This window comes from Citrobacter sp. Igbk 16 (assembly GCF_028069755.1).
GTDB lineage: Bacteria > Pseudomonadota > Gammaproteobacteria > Enterobacterales > Enterobacteriaceae > Citrobacter.
The window spans coordinates 131,288-154,044 of the sequence record NZ_JANEWJ010000003.1; the positions used below are offsets into that span (position 1 = coordinate 131,288).

Sequence of the window (22,757 nt, forward strand, 5' to 3'; positions counted from 1 at the left end):
TAGCCGGGTTCTATCTCTATGCCAGAAACCCGGCCTGATTTCTATGCCCGACGTGTTGCCAGCCAGCAAAGTAGTGAGCCAGCACAGACCATCAGTGCGCCTTGCCAGAACGAGAACGACAGCGGGGCGCTGAGCAATACGGCAGCCAGTGCAGAAGAAAGCACAGGGGTGAAATAAGAGCCTACCGCCATGACAGTGACATTACCGTGTAAAATTCCGATATTCCATGCTGCGTAGGCAAATCCTAGCGTTAATGCAGCCGTGAACATCTTAATGGTCACCGGTGTGCTAAAAACCATTTCTGGTTGTGGTGTCATAAAATAGTAGACCCACAAACTTGTCGCGGTCAGTAAAACAAAAACGGTAATGCCATTAAACCCTTTCGCAAATTTATTAGTGACGGTGCAATATGTTGCCCAGATAAAAGCACCAAAAAATGCGAGAAAATAACTCAGCGGACTACTGGCAATGTTGCTGATAATTTCACCTGGATTTAGACCGTTCTCGCCACCTAAAACCCAGCAGACTCCGGTCAATGCGAGAATTAATCCTGGAATTATCATCCAGTTTGTTTTTTGACCATTAAATAATATAGCAAACAAAATCGTCAGACTTGGCCAGAGATAATTGACCATTCCTACTTCTATTGCCTGGTGTCGGGTAGCGGCATAACCTAATGCCAGAGCCAGGCAAATTTCATAGCTGACAAAAAGCACGCTACCCGCGATTAAATAGCGAGGCGGAATTTTTTTGATATTCGGAAATCCGACGGTAAATATCAGCAGAATACCGCTTAATGAGAAAATCATCGCTGCGCCGCCCGCCGGCCCCAGTCCTTCACTCACTCCACGCATCAACCCCACCATCGTGCTCCACAGCACGATGGCGATGAGTCCGATTAACGTTGCTTTTTGTTTTGTCATGCTGTTTGTCTGTCCGTCGTCCTGGCAAAAATGAAGCTGAAATTTATAGCACTTTTACGTCAGTACGGGCTAACTAATTAGCTTTTAGCTAACTCCTTGTGGGTACAAAGGTTACACAAACTGCACTATTTAGTAGCGGAACCGTTTCGTTATTGATTTGACGCAAAAAAAATATGGATATAGCTGTTAGTTTCGACGCGAAGTTGTACATGTCATCTTTCAGACTGCCGCGCTGGCGCAAGGTGAAAGATGTCTTGTACGAACCCCTGTAAAAAAGAGGAAAGCAATGGACGTCAGCCGCAGACAATTCTTTAAAATCTGCGCGGGCGGTATGGCGGGAACAACAGTGGCAGCACTGGGTTTTGCACCCAAAATGGCACTGGCTCAGGCGCGAAACTACAAACTGTTACGCGCGAAAGAGATCCGAAACACCTGCACATACTGTTCCGTAGGTTGCGGGCTATTAATGTATAGCCTTGGTGATGGAGCAAAAAACGCCAAAGAGTCGATTTATCATATCGAGGGGGATCCCGATCATCCGGTGAGCCGTGGGGCACTTTGCCCTAAGGGCGCAGGATTACTGGATTACGTGCACAGCGAAAGCCGTTTACGCTACCCGGAATATCGCGCTCCTGGTTCCGACAAATGGCAACGCATCAGCTGGGGTGAAGCGTTCTCCCGCATTGCAAAACTGATGAAAGCAGACCGTGATGCCAACTTTATTGAGAAGAATGAGCAGGGCGTTACGGTAAACCGCTGGCTTTCAACCGGGATGCTGTGTGCATCTGCGGCGAGTAATGAAACCGGCATGCTGACGCAAAAATTCGTGCGCTCACTCGGCATGCTGGCAGTAGACAACCAGGCACGCGTCTGACACGGACCAACGGTAGCAAGTCTTGCTCCAACATTTGGTCGCGGTGCGATGACCAACCACTGGGTTGATATCAAAAACGCTAACGTCGTGATGGTAATGGGCGGTAACGCCGCTGAAGCACATCCGGTGGGATTCCGCTGGGCGATGGAAGCTAAAAACAACAATGATGCTACGCTGATTGTTGTCGATCCCCGTTTTACACGTACAGCGTCGGTTGCGGATATCTATGCGCCGATTCGCTCCGGCACGGACATTACGTTCCTGTCCGGCGTATTGCTGTATCTGATTGAAAATAACAAAATCAATGCTGAATACGTTAAGCACTACACCAACGCCAGCCTGCTGGTGCGGGATGATTTTGCTTTCGAAGACGGTCTGTTCAGCGGTTACGACGCTAAAAAACGTCAATACGATAAGTCGTCCTGGAACTACCAGTTCGATGAAAATGGCTACGCAAAACGCGATGAAACCTTAAGTCATCCACGCTGCGTCTGGAACCTGCTCAAACAGCACGTTTCCCGTTACACGCCGGATGTGGTGGAAAACATCTGCGGTACACCGAAAGCCGACTTCCTGAAAGTGTGTGAAGTTCTGGCCTCCACCAGTGCGGCCGATCGTACCACCACCTTCCTGTACGCGCTGGGCTGGACGCAGCATACCGTTGGTGCGCAGAACATCCGCACCATGGCAATGATCCAGTTGCTGCTCGGTAACATGGGGATGGCCGGTGGCGGCGTAAACGCATTACGCGGTCACTCCAACATTCAGGGCTTAACTGACCTGGGTCTGTTATCGACCAGCCTGCCCGGGTATCTGACGCTACCGTCAGAAAAGCAGACTGATCTGCAAACCTATCTGGCCGCCAATACACCCAAAGCGACGCTGGCCTCCCAGGTTAACTATTGGGGCAACTATCCGAAGTTCTTCGTCAGTTTGATGAAATCTTTCTACGGCGATGCGGCGCAGAAAGAAAACGACTGGGGCTTTGAATGGCTGCCGAAGTGGGATCAGTCCTACGACGTCATCAAATATTTCAACATGATGGATAGCGGGAAAGTCACCGGCTACATCTGTCAGGGCTTTAACCCGGTTGCGTCCTTCCCGGACAAAAACAAAGTGGTGCAGAGCCTTAGCAAACTGAAGTATCTGGTGGTTATTGATCCGCTGGTCACAGAAACGTCCACATTCTGGCAAAACCACGGCGAATCCAACGATGTCGATCCGGCGTCGATTCAGACTGAAGTTTTCCGTCTGCCATCCACCTGTTTTGCAGAAGAAGACGGCTCGATTGCTAACTCTGGCCGTTGGCTGCAGTGGCACTGGAAAGGTCAGGATGCACCGGGTGAAGCACGTAATGACGGCGAAATTCTGGCCGGTATTTACCATCGTCTGCGCGAAATGTATCGCACCGAAGGCGGTAAAGCTGTAGAGCCTGTGCTGAAAATGAGCTGGAACTATAAGCTACCGGACGAACCGCATTCCGAGGAAGTGGCCAAAGAGAACAACGGCTATGCGCTGGAAGATCTCTATGATGCCAATGGCGTACTGGTGGCGAAAAAAGGTCAGTTGCTCAACAGCTTTGCGCTCCTGCGTGATGACGGTACAACGTCATCCTCCTGCTGGATTTATACCGGTAGCTGGACCGAGCAGGGCAACCAGATGGCCAACCGCGATAATGCCGACCCATCAGGTCTTGGTAATACGCTGGGTTGGGCATGGGCATGGCCACTGAACCGCCGTGTACTGTACAACCGCGCTTCGGCAGATCCACAGGGTAAACCGTGGGATCCGAAACGAATGTTGATCCAGTGGAACGGGACTAAGTGGACCGGTAACGATATCCCTGACTTCAACAACGCTGCGCCGGGCAGTGGCACCAATCCGTTTATCATGCAGCCGGAAGGGCTGGGGCGTCTGTTTGCCATCGATAAGCTGGCGGAAGGGCCGTTCCCGGAACATTACGAGCCGATGGAAACGCCGCTGGGTACTAACCCGCTGCACCCGAACGTGATCTCCAACCCGGCAGCGCGTCTGTACGAGGCGGATGCATTGCGCATGGGGACGAAGCAGGACTTCCCATACGTCGGAACCACCTATCGTCTGACCGAACATTTCCACACCTGGACCAAACACGCATTGTTGAATGCGATTGCCCAGCCAGAGCAGTTTGTGGAAATCAGCGAAACGCTGGCGTCAGCAAAAGGTATCGGCAACGGCGACTACGTGAAAGTCAGCAGCAAACGTGGATTTATTCGTGCAGTTGCGGTGGTCACCCGCCGTCTGCAAACCCTGAACGTCAACGGCCAGAAGGTCGAAACCGTAGGGATCCCGATCCACTGGGGCTTTGAAGGAGTCGCGCGTAAAGGCTTTATCGCCAACACCCTGACGCCGAACGTCGGTGATGCAAACTCGCAAACGCCGGAATACAAAGCGTTTTTAGTTAACATCGAGAAGGCGTAAGGGGGCGAATATATGTCTATGGAAACGCAGGACATCATCAAAAGGTCCGCAACAAACTCCATCACGCCGCCACCGCAGGCTCGTGATTACAAAGCCGAAGTCGCGAAACTGATCGACGTTTCCACCTGTATAGGCTGTAAAGCCTGTCAGGTGGCTTGCTCAGAGTGGAACGATATCCGTGATGAAGTGGGGCATTGCGTCGGGGTGTATGACAACCCCGCCGATCTCAGCGCCAAGTCCTGGACGGTCATGCGGTTTACCGAAACCGAACAGAACGGCAAGCTGGAATGGCTGATCCGTAAAGACGGCTGTATGCACTGTGAAGATCCGGGCTGCCTGAAGGCATGCCCGTCTGCCGGGGCAATCATCCAGTACGCGAACGGGATTGTTGATTTCCAGTCAGAGCATTGCATTGGTTGCGGGTACTGTATTGCCGGGTGTCCATTTAATATTCCGCGCCTCAATAAAGAGGATAACCGCGTGTATAAATGTACGCTGTGTGTGGATCGCGTCAGCGTTGGGCAAGAACCTGCCTGCGTGAAAACGTGTCCGACCGGGGCAATACATTTCGGCACTAAGCAAGAGATGCTGGAAATGGGCGAACAGCGTGTGGCGAAACTAAAAGCACGCGGTTTCGAACATGCCGGACTCTACAACCCAGAGGGGGTGGGGGGTACGCACGTCATGTACGTTCTGCATCATGCCAACCAGCCGGAGCTGTACCACGGTTTGCCGAAAGATCCGCAGATAGATACCTCTATCAATCTGTGGAAAGGGGCACTGAAACCGTTGGCAGCCGCCGGATTTATCGCCACCTTCGCCGGACTGATTTACCACTACATTGGCATCGGCCCGAATAAGGAAGTGGACGACGACGAGGAGGATCATCATGAGTAAGTCGAAAATGATTGTGCGCACGAAATTTATCGATCGCGCCTGTCACTGGACGGTGGTGATCTGCTTTTTCCTGGTGGCGCTGTCGGGGATTTCGTTTTTCTTCCCGACCCTACAATGGCTGACGCAAACCTTCGGTACGCCGCAGATGGGGCGTATTCTACACCCCTTCTTTGGTTTGCTGATCTTCGTTGCGCTGATGTTCATGTTTGTGCGCTTTGTTCACCACAACATCCCGGATAAGAAAGACATCCCGTGGCTGAAAAACATTGTGGAAGTGCTGAAGGGCAATGAACACAAAGTGGCAGATGTGGGCAAATACAACGCCGGACAGAAAATGATGTTCTGGTCGATCATGAGCATGATTTTTGTGCTGCTGGTCACGGGCGTTATTATCTGGCGTCCATACTTTGCGCAGTATTTCCCGATGCAGGTAGTGCGTTACAGCCTGCTAATCCACGCTGCGGCGGGCATAATTCTGATGCACGCTATCCTCATCCATATGTATATGGCATTTTGGGTGAAAGGATCAATTAAAGGCATGGTTGAAGGGAAAGTGAGCCGTCGCTGGGCGAAGAAACATCACCCACGCTGGTATCGCGATGTTGAAAAGCTGGAAGCGAAGAAAGAGAGTGAAGAAGGGGTTAAGTAAACCTGACGCTTTCTGACAACAATGGCGCTGCGGATGTAGCGCCATTTTTTTTGCCAAAAAAACGTCATGTTTCTGTCATCTGGTAAACGTAAGGTGTTGTCTTTCCAATAAGAGAAGAGTTAAAAGACAATGCATCTGGTGAAAAAATTACTCGCAGTCAGCGTATTTCTCTGTGCGTCCGCTCAGGCGCAGAATATCCTCGAATTTCCGCAGCCGGAGAATAACCCGGAAGAGTTTTATGCCGTGACCGAAATCCCGGCAGGCGGGATCATCAAATATGAAACCGATGCGAAAACCGGCTTTATCGTCGCCGATCGCTTCCAGTCGATGCCGGTTGCCTATCCGGCAAACTACGGCTCATTGACCCAGTCCCTGGCAGGTGACGGTGACCCGCTGGATGTGATTTTTTATACCCGGGCACCGCTGGCACCGGGAACGCTGATCAAGTTGCGCGCGATTGGCGTGCTGAAGATGATCGATGGCGGGGAAAAGGACGATAAAATTGTCGCCGTGCCGGCCAGCAAAATTGACCCCACCTATGACGACATCAAAGAGTTGAGCGATTTGCCGAAGATCGAAGTGCAACGACTGGAGTCATTTTTCCGCGTATACAAAGCGTTGCCGGAAGGACGTAAGAAAGTAGAGTTAAATGGCTTTAACGATGCGGCCACCGCGAAACAAGAGATCAAGCAGGCATGGGATGCCTGGAAGGCGAAATCACCGCAGAAATAATAAAAGTGCCGGATGGCGCAAGCTTATCCGGCCTACAATACCCGTTACTGTGCTGCCAGCTTACGCAGGCGTGAAATATCCACGTTTTTTTTGGCCTCTGCCAGGCTCCAGGCATTTTGCAGGTTTAACCACATTTCGGGGGAACTGCCAATCACCACGGAGAGTTTAATTGCCATCTCAGGCGTCAGGGCCGCTTTCCCGGTTAATAGCCGGCTTGCCGTTGAAGGTGCAATCTCCATCGCTCTGGCAAACTCGCGCAGGCTGACAGTGAGTTCGTCCAGCGCTTCCTGAATGATATCCCCAGGACGGGGATGATTTGCCATCTTCATCAATGATAGTCCTCGTAGTCCAGTATGTACGCGTCGCCATTGACGAATTCAAACGTAATACGCCAGTTACCTGAAACAGAAATTGCCCATCTGCCGTCACGCTCGCCCGCCAGAGGATGTAGCTGATAACCGGGCATATTGATATCTGTAACCTTGCTTGCCGCATCAATAACGGCAAGTCTGTGTCGTAATCGTCGGACATGTTTCGCCATAACGCCTGATGTTCGTCCATGAAGAAACAAATCGCGCAATCCCTTGTGCCTGAAGTTCATGATCATCCGTATCATCCTTGTTCCTTCAAGAGGAACACTACCATTAATGTTCCTTTTAGCGCAACACCAGGATTGCGATATTTAAAATTGTGCGGCGAATGCACAAAAAGGAAAAGGGAGAAGGGGCATATCTGGAAAGCGCCACGCAAGAATCGCCGGATGGCAGGCCTACACGCGCATTTTGCTGATGTAGGCCGGACAGGCTTGCGCCATCCGGCAATAGAGATTACTCCAGTTGTGAGTTCAGACGCTCAATCTCCTTACGCCATTGCGCCTGCAACAACGGCTTTTGATGTTTCGGCTTGCGGGCGAGATCGTCGGCCAAACGCTGCTCCAGCTCAAGGAGTTGTTCCAGCAATCTATCGCTGTCACCGCGTATTTCGGCTCTCGCTTCGACCACCGTTTTGGGAACGCTCATCTCCTCAGACGTTTCCCGAATACGAGCGTTAATCGCGTCCAGATCGTGCCATTCGCTAAGTTCGCCATTATCGATAAACCAGAACCGATTACAGCTTTGGCTGATAAGCTGACGGTCATGGCTGACCAGCAGCACGCCGCCGCTGAAACTTTGTAGCGTCTGCGCTAGCGCTTCTTTACCTTCCATGTCCAGATGGTTGGTCGGTTCATCGAGCATTAGCAGGCTATAACGCGCCAGCGTAAGCCCGACAAACAGTAGCCTCGAGCGCTCTCCACCGCTTAAGGTATTGACCCGCTGCTGATGGCGAACCCACGGGAACCCCGCACTGATCAGCGCCATCTTGCGAACATCAGGCTGCGGAGCAAACGGTTCGAGCGCATCAAACAACGTGTCGTCATCTGCGAGCTGATGTAACGTCTGATCGTAATACCCCAGTGTGACGCGAGGGTGCAACACCAGTGAATGCGATGTTATTTCCGACTGAAACTGCTGCCAGATAAGCCGTAGCAGCGATGATTTCCCACAGCCGTTACGCCCAACAATTGCCACCCGGTCACCACTTTTTATCCTGATACCGGCGATGGAAAATAACGTCGCGGCGTCAGGCGCTGGCGCGACAGCCAGGTTTGTCATTTCCAGCAGGCGATCGGCACGCAGGGCATCACCCTGTAATGTTAGTGTCCACTGACTTCCTGCGGTCACTTCCGTCTGAACATCCTTCAGGCGCTGCACCTGCTTTTCCATCTGCTTCGCTTTGCGGGACAAATCTTCGTTGTCGTAGACACGCCCCCAGGTTGCCAGTCGTTTGGCACTGGCGGTAACGCGGTCGATTTCCTTTTGTTCCGCCTTATAGCGCAGTGCATCGCTGGCATCTCTCTCAACCAGCGCCTGACGGGCGGCGCTGCAGGGAAGATCAAAAGCGTGCAGTGTGCGATCGCGCAGGATCCATGTTCCCTGCGTGACGGCATCAAGCAGTTGTGGATCATGGGACACCACGACGAAGCTGCCAGACCAGTTCTGTAAGAACTGCTCCAGCCACAGCAATGTCGGCAAATCCAGGTGGTTGCCAGGTTCGTCCAGTAGCATCAGGTCAGGGTTTCGCATTAGCGCACGCGCCAGCAGCAGGCGAGTATGCTGTCCACCGCTCAGCGTTTGCGCAGTGAGATGCAAATTTTCCGGCGTAAAGCCCATTTCGGCGAGCAACGCTTCAACGCGCCACTGCTGGCTGGCGCGCTCATGTTCGGGAAGCTGAGCAAGTACAGCCTCCTGCAACGTAAGTGGCAGTATATCGTCCGGCAAGTGCTGCTCCACGCGGGCGAGGTGGCAGTGATTCGCTTGCGCAATGGTTCCACTGGTGGGGGCGATTGTGCCATCAAGCAGTTTTAACAGCGTGCTTTTTCCGCAGCCGTTGTAGCCGATTAGCCCAATACGGTCGCCTTTTTTCAGGGTAAAAGAGAGAGAGTCGAACAGGGTGCCGAATGCCGTATCAACGTGTAAGGATTGTGCGGTTAGTAATGTGCTCATTGTTGCTTACTCAAGAGTTACAGGCGTAAAAACGCCTCGTCAAACATCGCTGACGATAACCCGGTAAGCCCGAGAGAAGGGGATTTAGAAGTTAGCTTCGCTCAAGCAGAAGTTATCGCAGCACGATACCGATAACGCTTGAGCACTGGCGATCGCCAAAAGCATGTGAAACGATGAAACGTTCACAGTACAGCATAAGTATCCTCCTTTTATATTTCCGAATGTTAATCGATGGTGAAAGTGTAATCGCAACTGACACCGTTGTGCAAGTGTTGAGCGCCCGGCGACAGGATCGCCACCGGGCAAACCGTCAAATAGAAGTACGACGGTAGTCGCGATATTCTGCCTGCCAGAAATTGTCGTCGATTGCCTGTTGCAGCGCTTCGGCGGACGTTTTCACCGCCACACCTTGCTGCTGCGCCATTTTACCGACGGCAAAGGCAATGGCGCGAGATACGGTCTGAATATCTTTCAGCTCCGGTAACACCAGCCCTTCGCCGTTGAGTACCAGCGGTGAATACTGCGCCAGGGTTTCACTGGCTGACATCAGCATCTCATCGGTGATGCGTTTTGCGCCTGAGGCAATAACGCCAAGGCCGATACCCGGGAAGATATAGGCGTTGTTACACTGGGCAATGGGGTAGATCTTATCTTTCCACACTACCGGAGAGAACGGGCTACCGGTCGCGACCAGCGCGTTACCCTCGGTCCACGCGATAATATCCTGTGGCGTCGCTTCTACGCGCGAGGTCGGGTTTGACAGCGGCATGACGATCGGACGCGGACAGTGCTTGTGCATCTCACGGATGATTTCTTCGGTAAACAGGCCCGTCTGGCCGGAAACGCCGATCAGGATGTCTGGCTTGACGTTGCGAACAACATCAAGCAGTGACAGCACATCTTCCTGCGTATCCCAATGTTGCAGGTTCTCGCGTTTTTGCACCAGCTTAGTCTGGAAGGAGAGCAGGTTTGGCATTTTATCGGTTAACAGGCCAAAGCGGTCGACCATAAACACGCGTTGACGCGCGGCTTCTTCGCTCAATCCTTCACGCTGGATTTGCGCGATGATCTGCTCGGCGATCCCGCAACCTGCGGAACCGGCCCCAAGGAAAACAATGTTCTGCTCGCTCAACTGGCTGCCGGCCGCACGGCTGGCTGCAATCAACGTGCCCACAGTGACCGCCGCGGTGCCCTGAATATCATCGTTGAATGAGCAAATTTCGTCGCGATAGCGGTTTAACAGCGGCATCGCGTTTTTCTGCGCGAAGTCTTCGAATTGCAGCAGTACGTCCGGCCAGCGATGCTTCACAGCCTGGATGAACTCATCGACGAATTCGTAGTATTCATCATCAGTAATGCGCGGGTTACGCCAACCCATATACAGAGGATCGTTGAGCAATTGCTGGTTGTTGGTCCCCACATCCAGCACCACGGGCAGCGTGTACGCCGGACTGATCCCACCGCAGGCGGTGTACAGAGACAGCTTGCCGATCGGAATACCCATGCCGCCGATACCCTGATCGCCAAGACCAAGGATGCGTTCACCGTCGGTGACAACGATGACTTTGATATTGTGGTTCGGAACGTTTTGCAGAATATCGTCCATGTTGTGACGGTTCTGATACGAGATAAACACACCGCGTGCACGACGGTAGATCTCGGAGAAACGCTCACAGGCCGCACCCACCGTTGGGGTGTAGATAACCGGCATCATCTCATCAAGATGATTATGTACCAGTCGATAGAACAGGGTTTCGTTGGTGTCCTGGATGTTGCGCAGGTAGATATGTTTATCGATTTCTGTTTTGAATCCCTGATATTGGATCCAGGCACGTTCAGCCTGTTCTTCAATCGACTCGACAACTTCCGGCAGTAACCCCAGCAGGTTGAAGTTACGGCGTTCTTCGATGCTGAAGGCACTCCCTTTGTTCAGTAGGGGAAACTCAAGCAGTACCGGGCCAGCGTAAGGGATGTAAAGGGAACGCAGTTTTTTAGTTTCGTTTTCCATGTCACTCACTCTTTTTTGAATAACCGTCCCTGGCACTCTTTATGATCGTATGTAGCCTGTCTGCCAGGGAAACGGGCGAAGTATAAAGCATTGTGAATGGGTTAAGGGGTTTTATAAGCAAAAACACCACTGCGGTTGCAATGGTGTTTATCTCGTTAATCAGTATGTCGTGCGGGAAACTACTTGCTGTCAGCGCGGCGTTTTCTTCCGGTAGGATTGTTGACCACGCTGGATTTGTCGCCTTCGGTCACGACTTTACGTTGATTGGAGATTTTGTGGTCCAGTCCAAGAATATGACGGGCCTGACGGTTCGATTTCATTCTAACTCCTTAATCCTGTTACTGGTTTCAAGGGCGAGCCCGCGTAAGAACGGACGAAATACAACCTGACAAAAAGCCGATGAGTCAATTAACGGCTCTCTGGATGGTCGGTCATTTTATCTGAAAGGTCAATGCTTAAGCAGGAAATGCAGAACTTTCCATTATGGGTCATGCATTTTCCCATGAGGCCTATACTTGTTACTCCAATGACAACACAGGAGAGCGGTAATGACTATCCATAAGAAAGGTCAGGCCCACTGGGAAGGCGACATTAAACGGGGCAAAGGTACCGTGTCGACCGAAAGTGGCGTACTTAACCAGCAACCGTATGGATTTAATACGCGTTTTGAAGGCGTCAAAGGCACTAACCCTGAAGAGTTGATTGGAGCAGCACATGCTGCCTGCTTCTCGATGGCACTGTCGTTGATGTTGGGCGAAGCCGGTTTTACACCCGATGCCATTGATACGACTGCCGATGTTTCTCTGGATAAGGTGGATGCCGGTTTTGCGATCACCAAAGTGGCGTTACACAGCCAGGTGAGCGTGCCGGGGATAGACGCCGCTACGTTTGACGGGATTATTCAGAAAGCGAAAGCCGGATGCCCGGTGTCGCAGGTACTGAACGCGGAAATTACGCTGGATTATCAGCTGAAGTCTTAATCGTGGCGTGCCGGATGCGACTGCGTCTTATCCGGCCTACGACAGTGCTGGATGTAAGTCGGTCTTATCCGGCACCAGATGATGTTATTGCGCTACCCAGCCGCCATCCATATTCCACGCAACGCCTCGCACCTGCGCCGCGCCGTCTGAGCACAGAAATAGCGCCAGCTCACCCAACTGTGTCGGCGTGACAAATTCGCGTGACGGCTGCTTTTCTGCCAATAAGGCATCGCGTGCCGCAGTGGGCTCAGCACCCTCAGCAATACGCTTGTCGATCTGCTGCTGGACCAGCGGGGTCAACACCCAGCCGGGGCACAGTGCATTACAGGTGACACCGGTCTGTGCGGTTTCCAACGCAATCGTCTTGGTTAAACCCACCACGCCATGCTTGGCTGCGACATACGCCGATTTGTCTTTTGACGCGACCAGCCCGTGCACCGAAGCGATATTAATAATGCGACCCCAGTTACGCTTGCGCATCCCGGGCAGGGCCAGACGCGTGGTGTGAAAAACGGAGGAGAGGTTAATAGCGATAATCGCGTTCCATTTGGCTACCGGAAACGTTTCTACTGGTGAAACATGTTGGATCCCAGCGTTGTTAACCAGAATATCCACACCGCCAAACTCACTTTCAGCGTAACGCATCATATCGGCAATTTGCGCTTCATCGCTCAGATCCGCACCATGGAAACCTGGGGTTTTACCGTACTGCGCAACCGCGTCTTTAGCGGCCTCCACATCACCGAAACCGTTAAGAATCAGGGTGGCTCCTGCTTGTGCCAGTACCTGAGCGATACCTAAACCGATACCGCTGGTCGAGCCGGTAACCAGAGCGGTTTTACCCGTTAAGTTCATGATGATTCTCCTTAAACGATTCCTGTGGTGTAGAAGACGCCGATAACAAACAGCACGGCCAGGCTTTTGATTACGGTGATGGCAAAAATCCCGCCGTACGCCTGACGGTGGCTGAGGCCAGTAATCGCCAGCAGGGTAATGACCGCGCCGTTATGTGGCAGAGTGTCCATGCCGCCGCTCGCCATCGATGCGACGCGGTGGAAGACTTCGAGTGGAATATTGGCGGCATGTGCGGCAGCAATAAACGTATCGGACATTGCCGCAAGCGCAATACTCATCCCGCCGGATGCCGAGCCGGTGATCCCGGCCAGAGTGGTAATGCTGATCGCTTCATTGAGCAACGGATCGGGAATGGCCGCCAGTGCTTTTGACAACACCAGGAATCCCGGCAGGGCGGCGATAACCGCGCCAAAACCGTATTCTGATGCGGTATTCATCGCCGCGAGGATAGCGCCGCCAACCGCCGTTCTGCTGCCTTCAGCCAGGCGACCTTTGATATTGCGATAGCCGAATAGCACCACCAGCAGGATCCCCGATATCAATGCTGCTTCTACGGCCCAAATAGCCGTAATTTTTCCCACTTCAGTGGTAATAGGTTTGGCAAGTCCCGGGAGTTCCAATTGATGCGTCGCGCCATACCACTGCGGGATCCAGCGGGTAAACAGCAGGTTAAATACCCCCACCAGGATCAGCGGAGAAATAGCAATAATCGGGTTTGGCAGATTAATGTTATCCGGTGTTTCCGGTTCATTTAACAGTTCAGTGCCATAGCCCTCATTTTTAGCCTGCGCTTTCCGGCGCTGGCGTTCGAGATACACCAGACCAACAAAGATAATAAATAGCGAACCCATCAGCCCCAGCCACGGCGCGGCCCAGGCGTTAGTCCCAAAGAAGCTGGTTGGAATGATGTTCTGGATCTGCGGCGTACCCGGCAGGGCATCCATCGTAAAGGAGAATGCCCCCAGCGCGACAGTTGCCGGGATCAGACGTTTGGGGATATTACTTTGGCGGAACAGTTCAGCCGCGAACGGATACACCGCAAAGGCGACCACGAACAATGACACGCCGCCGTAGGTCAGGAGCGCACATACCAGCACAATGACCGGGATTGCATGGCGTCGCCCGAGAATATTAATGGCAGCCGCTACGATTGAACGGGAAAAACCGGATAACTCGATTAACTTGCCAAACACCGCTCCCAGCAAGAACACCGGGAAGTAAAGCTTTACAAAACCGACCATTTTTTCCATAAACAGGCCGGTGAAGGCGGGGCCGACGGCGCTCGGTTCCGTAAGCAGAACAGCACCTAATGCCGCGATGGGGGCAAACAGGATAACGCTGTATCCGCGATAGGCTGCCAGCATCAGCAAGCCCAGCGCTGCCAGGGCGATTAATACACTCATCATGACTCCTTATTATTATAGTGGGGTACAGAAAGAGACGTTATGGCTTCAGGGCAAAGCGCAGTTGATGTTCACGGCGTTGCTGAATGTATTCCTTGCGCGAATCATCCCAGCGATAAAAGCCCTGGCCACTGCGCAAGCCGGTGTCGCCGTTGGCAACCTTGTCAGCAACAAGTGACATCATGTCACTGCCGGTGGCGAGTGTTGGGAGCAGATGGCGGCAAATGTCCTGCACGGTGGACAGTCCGGTCATGTCTGCCGCTTCCAGCGGGCCGACCATGGCATAGCGACGTCCGAGGGAGGCGCGCATCACCTGATCCACCACTTCCGCGCTGGCGATCCCGCTTTTGACGATATGCAGCGCTTCACGCAGCAGTGCGAATTGCAAGCGGTTGCCGACAAAACCCGGCGCGGCGCGATCGAGCACCACCGCTTCCAGTTGCATAGAGAGCAACAGACGTTGCAATTCGCTGAGATATTCAGGTTTGGTTGCCGTGCCCGGCACAATTTCAACCAGCGGAATAAAGTGGGGTGGGTGCCAGAAATGGGCGATCAGCAACCGTTCGGGGTGGGTGAGTTTTTCTGCCAGCGCATCCGGCGGCAGGCCGCTGGTATTACTGGCAATCACCGCATCTGGGGCGATTAATGCTTCCAGTTGTGCGTACAGTGCGTGCTTAAGCTCGAGTCGTTCCGGGATCGCTTCAATCAGTAATTGCGTGGTGGCGATATCCTGCAGCGAGGTCGTACCGTGTAGTCGCGCGAGAACCGATTTTTTTTCCTCTGCATGAAACTGGTCCGTCGCGATCAGCTCATCGAGAATACTCTCGGCAACGGCGGTAATTTCAGCTATCCGGTCGCTATCGGTATCAAATAGCCAGATATTATGGCCGAAACGGGCAAAATGGGTGGCAATGCCGACGCCCATTAAACCCGCGCCCAGGACGCTAAAGTGATTATTTTGCATGCTGTTCTCCTGTTGAACGCTCTACCGCCAGTGCGACACCCTGACCACCCCCTACGCACAATGTGGCCAGTCCTTTGGTGACGTTGCGGCGTGCCATTTCATGTAACAGGGTCACCAGAATGCGGCAGCCAGAGGCGCCAATCGGATGACCCAGTGCAATCGCGCCGCCGTTGACGTTAACTCTGTTGCTGTCCCAGTTCAGAGCTTCACCCACCGCCAGCGCCTGTGCGGCAAATGCTTCGTTAGCTTCGATCAGATCAACGTCATTGAGTGTCCACCCGGCGCGTTTCAGACACTGGAGCGAGGCTTCTACCGGGCCAATACCCATGATAGACGGGTCGACACCGGAAACGGCGTATCCCGCGACCCGGGCGAGTATCGGCAGGTTGAGCGTTGCGGCTTTGGTGGCGCTCATCAGCATCACCGCCGCCGCGCCATCGTTGATTGATGAGGCATTCCCTGCGGTAACCGTGCCATTACCAGGGCGGAATGCCGGTTTCAGTTGTGCCAGTTTCTCAGCCTGAGTATCCGGGCGTGGCTGTTCATCATGCTCAACCAAACGTGGTGGTTTTTTCCCTTGTGGAACGCTGACCAGCGTGATTTCCGCGTTGAATCGACCGGATTCAATTGCCGCTGCGGCTTTCTGCTGAGACTGCAGCGCAAAGGCATCCTGTTGTTCGCGGCTGATAACAAACTTATCTGCCAGATTTTCAGCAGTAATGCCCATGTGGTAGTCGTTAAACGCATCCCACAGTCCGTCGTGTACCACGCTGTCTTTCAGACTGGCATGCCCCAAACGCAGGCCCGAACGTGCGCCGTCGAGAAAATAGGGCGCATTGCTCATGCTTTCCTGACCTCCGGCAATGACGATGTCCGCATCACCGCAGCGGATAGCCTGCACCGCCTGTTGCACCGCTTTCAGGCCTGAACCACATACCAGGTTGATGGTTAGCGCAGGGACCGTCACCGGCAAACCTGCCCGTAATGCTGTCTGTCTGGCCGGATTCTGGCCGCTGCCCGCCGTCAGAACCTGTCCCAGGATCACCTCGTCAATGTGCTCCGGCGCGACGGCGGTTTTTTCCAACAAAGAGCGGATCACTACCGTCCCCAGCTCCACGGCACTGAGCGGTGCCAGGGCCCCATGGAAACTGCCAATGGGTGTGCGCGTTGCCGCGACAATAACAACATCCTGCATGGTCAGATCCTCAGTTGAATTGCATTTCGGGCACGGTGTCGGGAACGATCAGTTTTCCAGCGGTCCTGGCAACAATCTCCTCGACGCTGATGCCCGGCGCACGTTCGCGCAGGATGAATGCGCCGTTGGCGATCTCCAGTAGCGCCAGGTCGGTAAGCACGCGTTTAATGCAGGCCACGCCGGTTAATGGCAGGGTGCAGGCGGGGAGCAGCTTGGACTCACCGTTTTTGGACGCATGCGTCATCACCACAATGATGTTTTCAGCCCCGGCCACCAGGTCCATTGCGCCGCCCATGCCTTTCACCATCTTTCCGGGGATCATCCACGACGCAATGTTGCCATTGGTATCCACCTCAAATGCGCCAAGCACCGTCAGGTCAACGTGACCACCGCGGATCATGGCGAAAGACTGTGCTGAATCGAAAATTGCCGCGCCTTTACGTGCCGTCACGGTCTGTTTCCCGGCGTTGATCATGTCGGCATCCAGTTCGTCTTCGGTCGGAAACGGCCCCATCCCCAACAGACCGTTCTCCGACTGCAGCATCACGTCCATACCCTCGGGGATATAGTTGGCCACTAAGGTTGGAATACCGATCCCGAGGTTGACGTAATAACCGTCGCGCAGTTCCCGGGCGACACGCATCGCCATTTGTTCACGTGTTAACATGGTCAGGCTCCTTTCTGGCGCAGGGTGCGTTGTTCAATGCGTTTTTCAAACTGCCCCTGAATGATGCGGTTTACGAAAATTCCCGGGGTATGAATCGCCGCAGGGTCCAGTTCACCGGGAGGAACAATTTCTTCAACTTCCACGACGGTAATGCGCCCGGCGGCGGCCATCAGCGGATTAAAGTTCTGGGCAGTGTGGCGGTAGATAACGTTGCCGTACCAGTCGGCTTTCCAGCCTTTGACCAGCGCAAAATCACCCGTAATCGCCTGTTCCATGATGTAAGGACGGCCGTCAAATTCACGTACCTCTTTGCCTTCGGCGACGGGGGTACCGTATCCCGTGGCGGTGAAAAACGCCGGGATCCCTGCGCCGCCGGCCCGTAACTGCTCAGCCAGCGTGCCCTGTGGGGTCAGAATGGCTTCCAGTTCACCGCTCAATACCTGCTTTTCAAACAGCGCATTTTCGCCAACATAGGACGCCACCACTTTGCGTACCTGGCGTGTTTCGAGCAGCACACCGAGGCCAAAACCATCCACACCGCAGTTGTTTGAGACGACAGTCAATCCCTGAACCTCCCGACGGCGTACTTCGGCAATCAGGTTTTCAGGAATGCCGCATAAACCAAAACCGCCTGCCAGCAGCGTCATGTTGTCGGTCAGCCCAGCCAGCGCCTCTTGATACGTGGCGACACGTTTATCCAGTCCAGCCATACACTTGTCCCTCCAGTTGTCCTTGTCGACATCATTGGGGGTGAAAAATGATTTGTTAATTTTAAATTTGTGACTCACTCATTGGGTTTTTTTATCAATTTAATGTTAATTAAAGGTATTCAATAGGTTAAAGGAATGCGAAATGGGAATGAGCATCAAACAGTTACGCGCGTTTTTAGCGGTAGCTCACACTCTGAATTTTGCTCATGCCAGTGAACGACTGAATATGTCGCAGCCTGCGTTAAGCCTGGCGATTAAAGGGCTTGAGGACTCGCTGGGTGGGGCCTTACTGCTGCGCACGACGCGCAAAGTCACCCTGACACAGGAAGGCGAAACGTTGCTGAATATGGGGCGACAACTGCTTGCTGACTGGGAAAATACTGAAGAAGCGATGCGTCAGCGCTTTACGTTACAACGCGGTAAAATCTCCATTGCTGCCATGCCCTCGTTTGCGGCAAACGTCTTGCCACAGGTACTGAAAACCTTTCGGGATTGCTATTCCGGTATTAACGTGACGGTTCACGATGTCATAAACGAACAGGTCATTGAAATGGTGAGTGAAGGGCGGGTGGAGATGGGGATCGCCTTCGAGCCTGATTATTCAGGGCAACTGCACTTCACACCGCTCGGTGTCGATCGTTTTGTGGCGATCGTCCCGCCAACGTCCAGGCTGGCGGGGCGAGAGCGTATTGCGTGGCGCGAATTGCTGACGCTGGATTTTATTACGCTGCAACGTCCATCTGCCGTGCGCCTGATGCTGGAAGAACAACTGGTGCAAAGCGGACATACGCTGGACGTGGCGCTGGAAAGCCATCAACTGGTGACCGTTGGCCGTATGGTGGCAAACGGATTGGGCGGCAGCGCAGTTCCCGCACTGTGTCGAACACAAATGACAGAACTTGGCGCAACCTGTATAGAACTTGACGGTCCCGTGATCCAGCGGCGGATCGGGGTGCTGCGTTCGGCACACCATAAATTATCAACCGCGTCGGGAATGCTGGTGGACGCGCTGAAAAAGGCGTATCTCGCCTGAAAATGCGCAGTCAACAGATATCAATGGCCTGCCAACAGCGAACTTCCCGTCCGGCTTCATTTTTCAGTAATGCCTGTTTTTTTTCACATCCGTGGGTTGCCAGCGGGCATCTGTCGCGAAAAAAACAGCCTTGCGGTAGCGTCCTGTTGCCGGGGAGTTCGGTTTTACGCAGGACCAAATCTTCAGCCAGCGGCGTACCCGTTTTAGGCACCGAATCCAGCAACAGACGGGTGTAAGGATGTGCCGGATGCGAGAGAACCTGCTGCGCATCGCCCAGTTCGACAATTTGCCCAAGATACATCACCGCCACACGGTCACTCATATGCCGCACGACAGATACGTTATGCGATATCAGCACAAAAGTCAGATTCCGGCGTGCCTGCAATGCAACCAGCAGATTGAGGATTTGCGCCTGTACCGAAATATCCAGTGCCGACGTCGGCTCATCAAGGACGATTACATCCGGCTCCGATGACAGCGCGCGGGCGATGGCAATACGCTGGCGCTGCCCGCCGGAAAAGGCATGCGGCAGGCGATCGAGATATTCCGGACGAATCCCTACCTGTCGAGCCAAATCCTCGGCCAGGGCGCGGCGCTCGCGTTCAGCGCTACGCTTTTGGATCCATACCGGCTCAGTGATTATTCGCCATACCGGCAAGCGCGGGTCCAGGGATGAAAGCGGGTCCTGAAAGACCATCTGCATACCATTGTTGCCCCCGCTGCAAGAATAGTACCCCTGGCTCGGTTTGATCATCCCCATCAGCAGTTGTGCCAGCGTACTTTTACCGCAACCGGATTCACCAACAATCCCCAGCGTTTCCCCCTGGCGGATTTGTAAATCCAGACCGTTGAGTGCATGCACCCGCTCTGTTACTTTGCCGAGCCAGTTTTTTCGCGCGGGGAAGTTGATATGAACATCCTGCAGGTCCAGTAAAATATCAGACATGTGTCGTCTCCAGTTGTGGGTACCAGCAGGCGGATTGTTGATCCGCACCGCCCTGGCTGCATAAATCAGGTGTTTCTTCACAGCGAGGCCCCGCGGCAAAGCAGCGCTCGCGGAATGCGCATCCGACAGGTAAACAGGTTAAATTCGGTACGGTACCCGGAATCGCGGGGAGCAAAGCACGCGGTTCACCGTGCTCAGGCGCACATTTCAGGAGACCAATAGAGTAGGGATGTGTGGGGTGCTGAATAACGGTTTGTGTTGGACCACTTTCAATCACGCTCCCGGCATACATAACGTATAACCGGTCACACAATTGCGAGACGACGGCCATATCATGGCTGATAAACAACACGGCGGTACCGCTGGCCCGTGCTTTAAGCTTCAGTAATCGCAGTACCTGAAGCTGTACCGTGACATCCAGCGCGGTAGTGGGTTCATCGGCAATGATCAGGTCTGGCTCGCAGGAGAACGCGAGCGCAATCATCACGCGCTGACGCATCCCCCCAGAAAGCTCAAACGGGAAGCGGGACATCACTTCCGGGGCATCCGGGATTTGCATTTCTTCCAGTAAAGCGATGGCTTTCTGCCGGGCATCCGTGCGGCTCAATGCCTGATGGTGACGGATGACCTCCACCATTTGTTGGCCGATTCGTCGTGTTGGATTCAACGCCGTCATCGGCTCCTGGAAAATCATCGCCACGCGTTGGCCGCGCCACTGGCGCATTTGTTTTTCGCTGGCAGTTAAAACATCTTCACCCAGTAGCGTAACGCGCCCCTGATGGATGCGATAGCTTCCTTCGGGTAACAGACGCATGGCGAGCATGGCCGTGACGGATTTCCCTGAGCCAGACTCACCGACCACGCCGACAATTTCCCCCCGGTTGATATGCAGCGACACATGATTCAGCGCATGCACATCCGCTTTATAACCGGGGAAGCTCAGGTGCAAATTCTCGATCTCCAGGACTGGTTGTGTCATGACTGTTTTCCTCCGGCTTTCGGATCCAGCAGATCGCGAATACCATCACCAAAGAGATTAAAGCCCACGGCGGTAATCAGAATGGCGGCACCAGGAAATGCACAATACCACCACTGATCAAGTACGTAGTTTCTACCAATCGCCACCATTGCGCCCCATTCAGCGCTGGGTTGTTGAGCGCCGAGCCCAATAAATCCGAGCGTGGCGGCCATCAGGATCGCACTGCCAATGTCCAGTGATGCCTGCACAATCAGCGGGGGAAGTGAATTGCGTAAAATATGCCAGCTGATCAGATGCCAGCGGGATGCACCATAGGTTCGCGCGGCCTGTACATAAGTAAACTGACGAACGACCAACGTTTGACCGCGCGCGAGGCGGACATAGAAAGGAATGCGTACAATCGCAATCGCCAGCATGGCGTTGAACAGACTTGGCCCTAATGCGGCGGCCAGTGCCATTGTCAGTACCAGCGAAGGAATGGACAGCATAACATCCATCATACGCATGATGATCGCATCGGCACGTCCGCCCATCACGCCAGACAGGCATCCCAACAGCGAGCCCAGCCCACCAGCGATACCAACCACCACCAGACCGGCGACAATTGACTGCTGACTTCCGACCAGGACGCGGCTGAACAGATCACGACCCACTTCATCGGTGCCAAACCAGTGGATGGACGACGGTGGCAACAGGCGTGCGGTCAGATCAATGGCGTTAGGATCGTAAGGGGTGATCCACGGAGAGAGCACCATTAACAATAGCATCAGTACAATAATGACGCCGCCAATCAGCGTCAGCGGACTGCGCTTCATCATCCAGAATAGCTTTGCCCAGTCAACACGGCGGCGGGTCGCTGGTGATGGGGCGGGTGTTTCTTGTGTGAGCATCACTGTGCACCTCCACGTCCGATTCGCGGGTCAATCCACAGGTAAAGGAGATCCACCACCAGGTTGACCAGCACATACGCAAAAGAGACCACCACGGCAAATCCCATGACTGCCGGGAAATCGAGTGCCTGAATGGAGGTCACAACCCAGGCACCCATGCCCGGCCAGGCAAAGACCGTTTCGGTCAGTACTGCACCATAGAGCAGATCGCCCAGGGCCAGACCCAGCACGGTTATCGACGGAATCAACGCATTCGGCAACGCATAACACAAAATGATATACCAACCCGGTAAACCACTGGCCCGCGCGGTGCGGATATAATCTTCGCTCAGTTGTTCCAGCATGGCGGAACGAATCTGTCGGGCAACGATCCCTAAGTGCACAAAGGCCAGCGTCAGCGACGGCAGGATCAGGTGCTGCAGCGCATTGAAAAAGACCTCAGCGTTGCCTTCCAGCAGCGCATCAACCAGATAGAAACCGGTGACGTGCGTGGGGGGATCGAGCCAGTCATCAAGCCGTCCGCCGCCGGGTAAAATCTGCAAATGGCCATAAAACAGCACGATAACGCCGAGGCCCAACCAGAATGCCGGGGTCGAAATACCGGTAATAGCCATCAGGCGGACAAGATGGTCGAGCCAACGGTTGCGCCAGACAGCAGACAGAATACCCAACGGGATACCGATGATCAGCGCCAGCAGCAGAGAGCAGAAGGCCAATTCAAGCGTGGCAGGGAAGAACACGCGCAATTCATCCAGTACCGGCCGGCCGGTGCGAATGGAGGTGCCTAAATCACCCTGAAAAATATCGCTGACATAACGGAAAAACTGAATATACAGCGGCTGATTCAGTCCCAGCTGTTGGCGAATATTTTCGACAATTTCATCGCTGGCGCGATCGCCGGCCAGCAGCCGTGCGGGGTCGCCCGGGATCAGGTGCGAAATAATAAAAGTGATTACACAGACACCGGCAACCACCAGGATAAGTCCCCAGCATCGCTGGCGTAAAATGCTCCAGAACGTCATTGGCTTCCCCTTGCGGAGCCAAATCGG

At 53.7% G+C, this 22,757-nt stretch carries 22 protein-coding genes; 6 read left to right on the forward strand and 16 right to left on the reverse strand.

The genetic code is table 11. From position 1 onward, the window contains the following. Positions 1 to 41: 41 nt before the first annotated feature. Complete coding sequence (yddG, locus tag NNO03_RS03625) at positions 42 to 923, reverse strand: aromatic amino acid efflux DMT transporter YddG (protein WP_271448841.1); 882 nt, start codon at positions 921 to 923, stop codon at positions 42 to 44. 286 nt (positions 924 to 1,209) lie between these two features. Here yddG and fdnG point away from each other — a divergent pair, with 286 nt between their 5' ends. The 4 genes from fdnG (at position 1,210) to NNO03_RS03645 (ending at position 6,535) form a co-directional block, all read left to right on the forward strand. Further along, entirely contained in the window at positions 1,210 to 4,257 is a 3,048-nt protein-coding gene (gene fdnG / locus NNO03_RS03630) for a formate dehydrogenase-N subunit alpha (RefSeq protein ID WP_271448842.1), read from the forward strand. A gap of 12 nt (positions 4,258 to 4,269) precedes the next feature. Further along, positions 4,270 to 5,154 carry a formate dehydrogenase N subunit beta gene (gene fdnH / locus NNO03_RS03635; RefSeq protein WP_003833024.1) on the forward strand — a complete coding sequence of 295 codons (885 nt, stop codon included), beginning with the start codon at positions 4,270 to 4,272 and terminating at the stop codon, positions 5,152 to 5,154. Then, positions 5,147 to 5,803 carry a formate dehydrogenase-N subunit gamma gene (fdnI, locus tag NNO03_RS03640; protein ID WP_048211647.1) on the forward strand — a complete coding sequence of 219 codons (657 nt, stop codon included), beginning with the start codon at positions 5,147 to 5,149 and terminating at the stop codon, positions 5,801 to 5,803. Before fdnH ends, fdnI begins: the two co-directional genes overlap by 8 nt. A gap of 129 nt (positions 5,804 to 5,932) precedes the next feature. Next, entirely contained in the window at positions 5,933 to 6,535 is a 603-nt protein-coding gene (locus tag NNO03_RS03645; RefSeq protein WP_137381855.1) for an inorganic diphosphatase, read from the forward strand. A 44-nt stretch (positions 6,536 to 6,579) separates the two neighbouring features. Here the strand turns inward: NNO03_RS03645 and NNO03_RS03650 are convergent, their stop codons facing one another. From NNO03_RS03650 to sra, 5 genes are all read right to left on the reverse strand, one after another. Beyond that, entirely contained in the window at positions 6,580 to 6,864 is a 285-nt protein-coding gene (locus tag NNO03_RS03650; protein WP_048211649.1) for a HigA family addiction module antitoxin, read from the reverse strand. Next, on the reverse strand, positions 6,864 to 7,142 hold the full coding sequence (locus NNO03_RS03655) for a type II toxin-antitoxin system RelE/ParE family toxin (RefSeq protein WP_202039701.1): 279 nt from the start codon (positions 7,140 to 7,142) through the stop codon (positions 6,864 to 6,866). The genes NNO03_RS03650 and NNO03_RS03655 overlap by 1 nt, the downstream gene beginning before the upstream one ends. A 220-nt stretch (positions 7,143 to 7,362) precedes the next feature. Beyond that, positions 7,363 to 9,078, reverse strand: coding sequence for an ABC-F family ATP-binding cassette domain-containing protein (locus NNO03_RS03660; RefSeq protein ID WP_271448843.1), 1,716 nt, complete (start codon positions 9,076 to 9,078; stop codon positions 7,363 to 7,365). Positions 9,079 to 9,388: 310 nt separating this feature from the next. Continuing rightward, entirely contained in the window at positions 9,389 to 11,086 is a 1,698-nt protein-coding gene (gene maeA, locus NNO03_RS03665) for a malate dehydrogenase (RefSeq protein ID WP_271442375.1), read from the reverse strand. A gap of 179 nt (positions 11,087 to 11,265) precedes the next feature. Beyond that, on the reverse strand, positions 11,266 to 11,406 hold the full coding sequence (gene sra, locus NNO03_RS03670) for a stationary-phase-induced ribosome-associated protein (protein WP_005126806.1): 141 nt from the start codon (positions 11,404 to 11,406) through the stop codon (positions 11,266 to 11,268). A 228-nt stretch (positions 11,407 to 11,634) separates the two neighbouring features. Between sra and NNO03_RS03675 the strand changes: the two genes are divergently transcribed. Next, the gene (locus NNO03_RS03675) at positions 11,635 to 12,066 is read left to right on the forward strand and encodes an OsmC family protein (protein WP_005126807.1); all 432 of its coding nucleotides are present in this window, start codon (positions 11,635 to 11,637) and stop codon (positions 12,064 to 12,066) included. 84 nt (positions 12,067 to 12,150) lie between these two features. Here the strand turns inward: NNO03_RS03675 and NNO03_RS03680 are convergent, their stop codons facing one another. From NNO03_RS03680 to NNO03_RS03705, 6 genes are read right to left on the reverse strand one after another with little or no spacing between them, the layout of a single operon-like run. Beyond that, positions 12,151 to 12,921: a 3-hydroxybutyrate dehydrogenase gene (locus NNO03_RS03680; protein WP_271448844.1), complete on the reverse strand. Its 771-nt coding sequence runs from the start codon at positions 12,919 to 12,921 to the stop codon at positions 12,151 to 12,153. Positions 12,922 to 12,932: 11 nt separating this feature from the next. Then, the gene (locus tag NNO03_RS03685; protein WP_271448845.1) at positions 12,933 to 14,327 is read right to left on the reverse strand and encodes a GntP family permease; all 1,395 of its coding nucleotides are present in this window, start codon (positions 14,325 to 14,327) and stop codon (positions 12,933 to 12,935) included. A gap of 37 nt (positions 14,328 to 14,364) precedes the next feature. Then, positions 14,365 to 15,288: a 3-hydroxyacyl-CoA dehydrogenase family protein gene (locus tag NNO03_RS03690; protein ID WP_271448846.1), complete on the reverse strand. Its 924-nt coding sequence runs from the start codon at positions 15,286 to 15,288 to the stop codon at positions 14,365 to 14,367. Further along, positions 15,278 to 16,483: an acetyl-CoA C-acetyltransferase gene (locus NNO03_RS03695; protein WP_271448847.1), complete on the reverse strand. Its 1,206-nt coding sequence runs from the start codon at positions 16,481 to 16,483 to the stop codon at positions 15,278 to 15,280. The genes NNO03_RS03690 and NNO03_RS03695 overlap by 11 nt, the downstream gene beginning before the upstream one ends. Before the next feature lie 10 nt (positions 16,484 to 16,493). Then, a complete protein-coding gene (locus NNO03_RS03700; protein ID WP_137383055.1) occupies positions 16,494 to 17,150 on the reverse strand; it encodes a CoA transferase subunit B in 657 nt (218 codons plus the stop codon). Between the two features lie 2 nt (positions 17,151 to 17,152). Continuing rightward, positions 17,153 to 17,860: a CoA transferase subunit A gene (locus tag NNO03_RS03705; RefSeq protein WP_048211658.1), complete on the reverse strand. Its 708-nt coding sequence runs from the start codon at positions 17,858 to 17,860 to the stop codon at positions 17,153 to 17,155. A gap of 142 nt (positions 17,861 to 18,002) precedes the next feature. Between NNO03_RS03705 and NNO03_RS03710 the strand changes: the two genes are divergently transcribed. Further along, positions 18,003 to 18,893, forward strand: a complete 891-nt coding sequence (locus NNO03_RS03710) for a LysR family transcriptional regulator (protein WP_061067901.1) — start codon at positions 18,003 to 18,005, stop codon at positions 18,891 to 18,893. Positions 18,894 to 18,903: 10 nt separating this feature from the next. Here the strand turns inward: NNO03_RS03710 and NNO03_RS03715 are convergent, their stop codons facing one another. The 4 genes from NNO03_RS03715 to NNO03_RS03730 are packed head-to-tail and all read right to left on the reverse strand — an operon-like array spanning position 18,904 to position 22,730. After that, a complete protein-coding gene (locus NNO03_RS03715; RefSeq protein WP_271448848.1) occupies positions 18,904 to 19,839 on the reverse strand; it encodes an ABC transporter ATP-binding protein in 936 nt (311 codons plus the stop codon). After that, on the reverse strand, positions 19,832 to 20,818 hold the full coding sequence (locus tag NNO03_RS03720; protein WP_271442381.1) for an ABC transporter ATP-binding protein: 987 nt from the start codon (positions 20,816 to 20,818) through the stop codon (positions 19,832 to 19,834). Before NNO03_RS03720 ends, NNO03_RS03715 begins: the two co-directional genes overlap by 8 nt. Further along, positions 20,815 to 21,711, reverse strand: a complete 897-nt coding sequence (ddpC, locus tag NNO03_RS03725) for a D,D-dipeptide ABC transporter permease (RefSeq protein ID WP_271448849.1) — start codon at positions 21,709 to 21,711, stop codon at positions 20,815 to 20,817. Before ddpC ends, NNO03_RS03720 begins: the two co-directional genes overlap by 4 nt. After that, a complete protein-coding gene (locus NNO03_RS03730; protein WP_137383060.1) occupies positions 21,708 to 22,730 on the reverse strand; it encodes an ABC transporter permease in 1,023 nt (340 codons plus the stop codon). Before NNO03_RS03730 ends, ddpC begins: the two co-directional genes overlap by 4 nt. Positions 22,731 to 22,757 lie beyond the last annotated feature (27 nt).

What these genes read in the sequence shown, in the direction of transcription:
- NNO03_RS03685 (WP_271448845.1), bottom strand. Translation starts at nt 14,327, where the DNA reads ATGATGAGTGTATTAATCGCCCTGGCAGCGCTGGGCTTGCTGATGCTG.
- NNO03_RS03655 (WP_202039701.1), bottom strand. Translation starts at nt 7,142, where the DNA reads ATGATCATGAACTTCAGGCACAAGGGATTGCGCGATTTGTTTCTTCAT.
- NNO03_RS03710 (WP_061067901.1), top strand. Translation starts at nt 18,003, where the DNA reads ATGGGAATGAGCATCAAACAGTTACGCGCGTTTTTAGCGGTAGCTCAC.
- NNO03_RS03715 (WP_271448848.1), bottom strand. Translation starts at nt 19,839, where the DNA reads ATGTCTGATATTTTACTGGACCTGCAGGATGTTCATATCAACTTCCCC.
- yddG (WP_271448841.1), bottom strand. Translation starts at nt 923, where the DNA reads ATGACAAAACAAAAAGCAACGTTAATCGGACTCATCGCCATCGTGCTG.
- NNO03_RS03675 (WP_005126807.1), top strand. Translation starts at nt 11,635, where the DNA reads ATGACTATCCATAAGAAAGGTCAGGCCCACTGGGAAGGCGACATTAAA.
- fdnI (WP_048211647.1), top strand. Translation starts at nt 5,147, where the DNA reads ATGAGTAAGTCGAAAATGATTGTGCGCACGAAATTTATCGATCGCGCC.
- NNO03_RS03645 (WP_137381855.1), top strand. Translation starts at nt 5,933, where the DNA reads ATGCATCTGGTGAAAAAATTACTCGCAGTCAGCGTATTTCTCTGTGCG.
- NNO03_RS03680 (WP_271448844.1), bottom strand. Translation starts at nt 12,921, where the DNA reads ATGAACTTAACGGGTAAAACCGCTCTGGTTACCGGCTCGACCAGCGGT.
- maeA (WP_271442375.1), bottom strand. Translation starts at nt 11,086, where the DNA reads ATGGAAAACGAAACTAAAAAACTGCGTTCCCTTTACATCCCTTACGCT.
- NNO03_RS03660 (WP_271448843.1), bottom strand. Translation starts at nt 9,078, where the DNA reads ATGAGCACATTACTAACCGCACAATCCTTACACGTTGATACGGCATTC.
- NNO03_RS03730 (WP_137383060.1), bottom strand. Translation starts at nt 22,730, where the DNA reads ATGACGTTCTGGAGCATTTTACGCCAGCGATGCTGGGGACTTATCCTG.
- fdnH (WP_003833024.1), top strand. Translation starts at nt 4,270, where the DNA reads ATGTCTATGGAAACGCAGGACATCATCAAAAGGTCCGCAACAAACTCC.
- NNO03_RS03705 (WP_048211658.1), bottom strand. Translation starts at nt 17,860, where the DNA reads ATGGCTGGACTGGATAAACGTGTCGCCACGTATCAAGAGGCGCTGGCT.
- NNO03_RS03700 (WP_137383055.1), bottom strand. Translation starts at nt 17,150, where the DNA reads ATGTTAACACGTGAACAAATGGCGATGCGTGTCGCCCGGGAACTGCGC.
- NNO03_RS03650 (WP_048211649.1), bottom strand. Translation starts at nt 6,864, where the DNA reads ATGAAGATGGCAAATCATCCCCGTCCTGGGGATATCATTCAGGAAGCG.
- NNO03_RS03695 (WP_271448847.1), bottom strand. Translation starts at nt 16,483, where the DNA reads ATGCAGGATGTTGTTATTGTCGCGGCAACGCGCACACCCATTGGCAGT.
- NNO03_RS03720 (WP_271442381.1), bottom strand. Translation starts at nt 20,818, where the DNA reads ATGACACAACCAGTCCTGGAGATCGAGAATTTGCACCTGAGCTTCCCC.
- NNO03_RS03690 (WP_271448846.1), bottom strand. Translation starts at nt 15,288, where the DNA reads ATGCAAAATAATCACTTTAGCGTCCTGGGCGCGGGTTTAATGGGCGTC.
- sra (WP_005126806.1), bottom strand. Translation starts at nt 11,406, where the DNA reads ATGAAATCGAACCGTCAGGCCCGTCATATTCTTGGACTGGACCACAAA.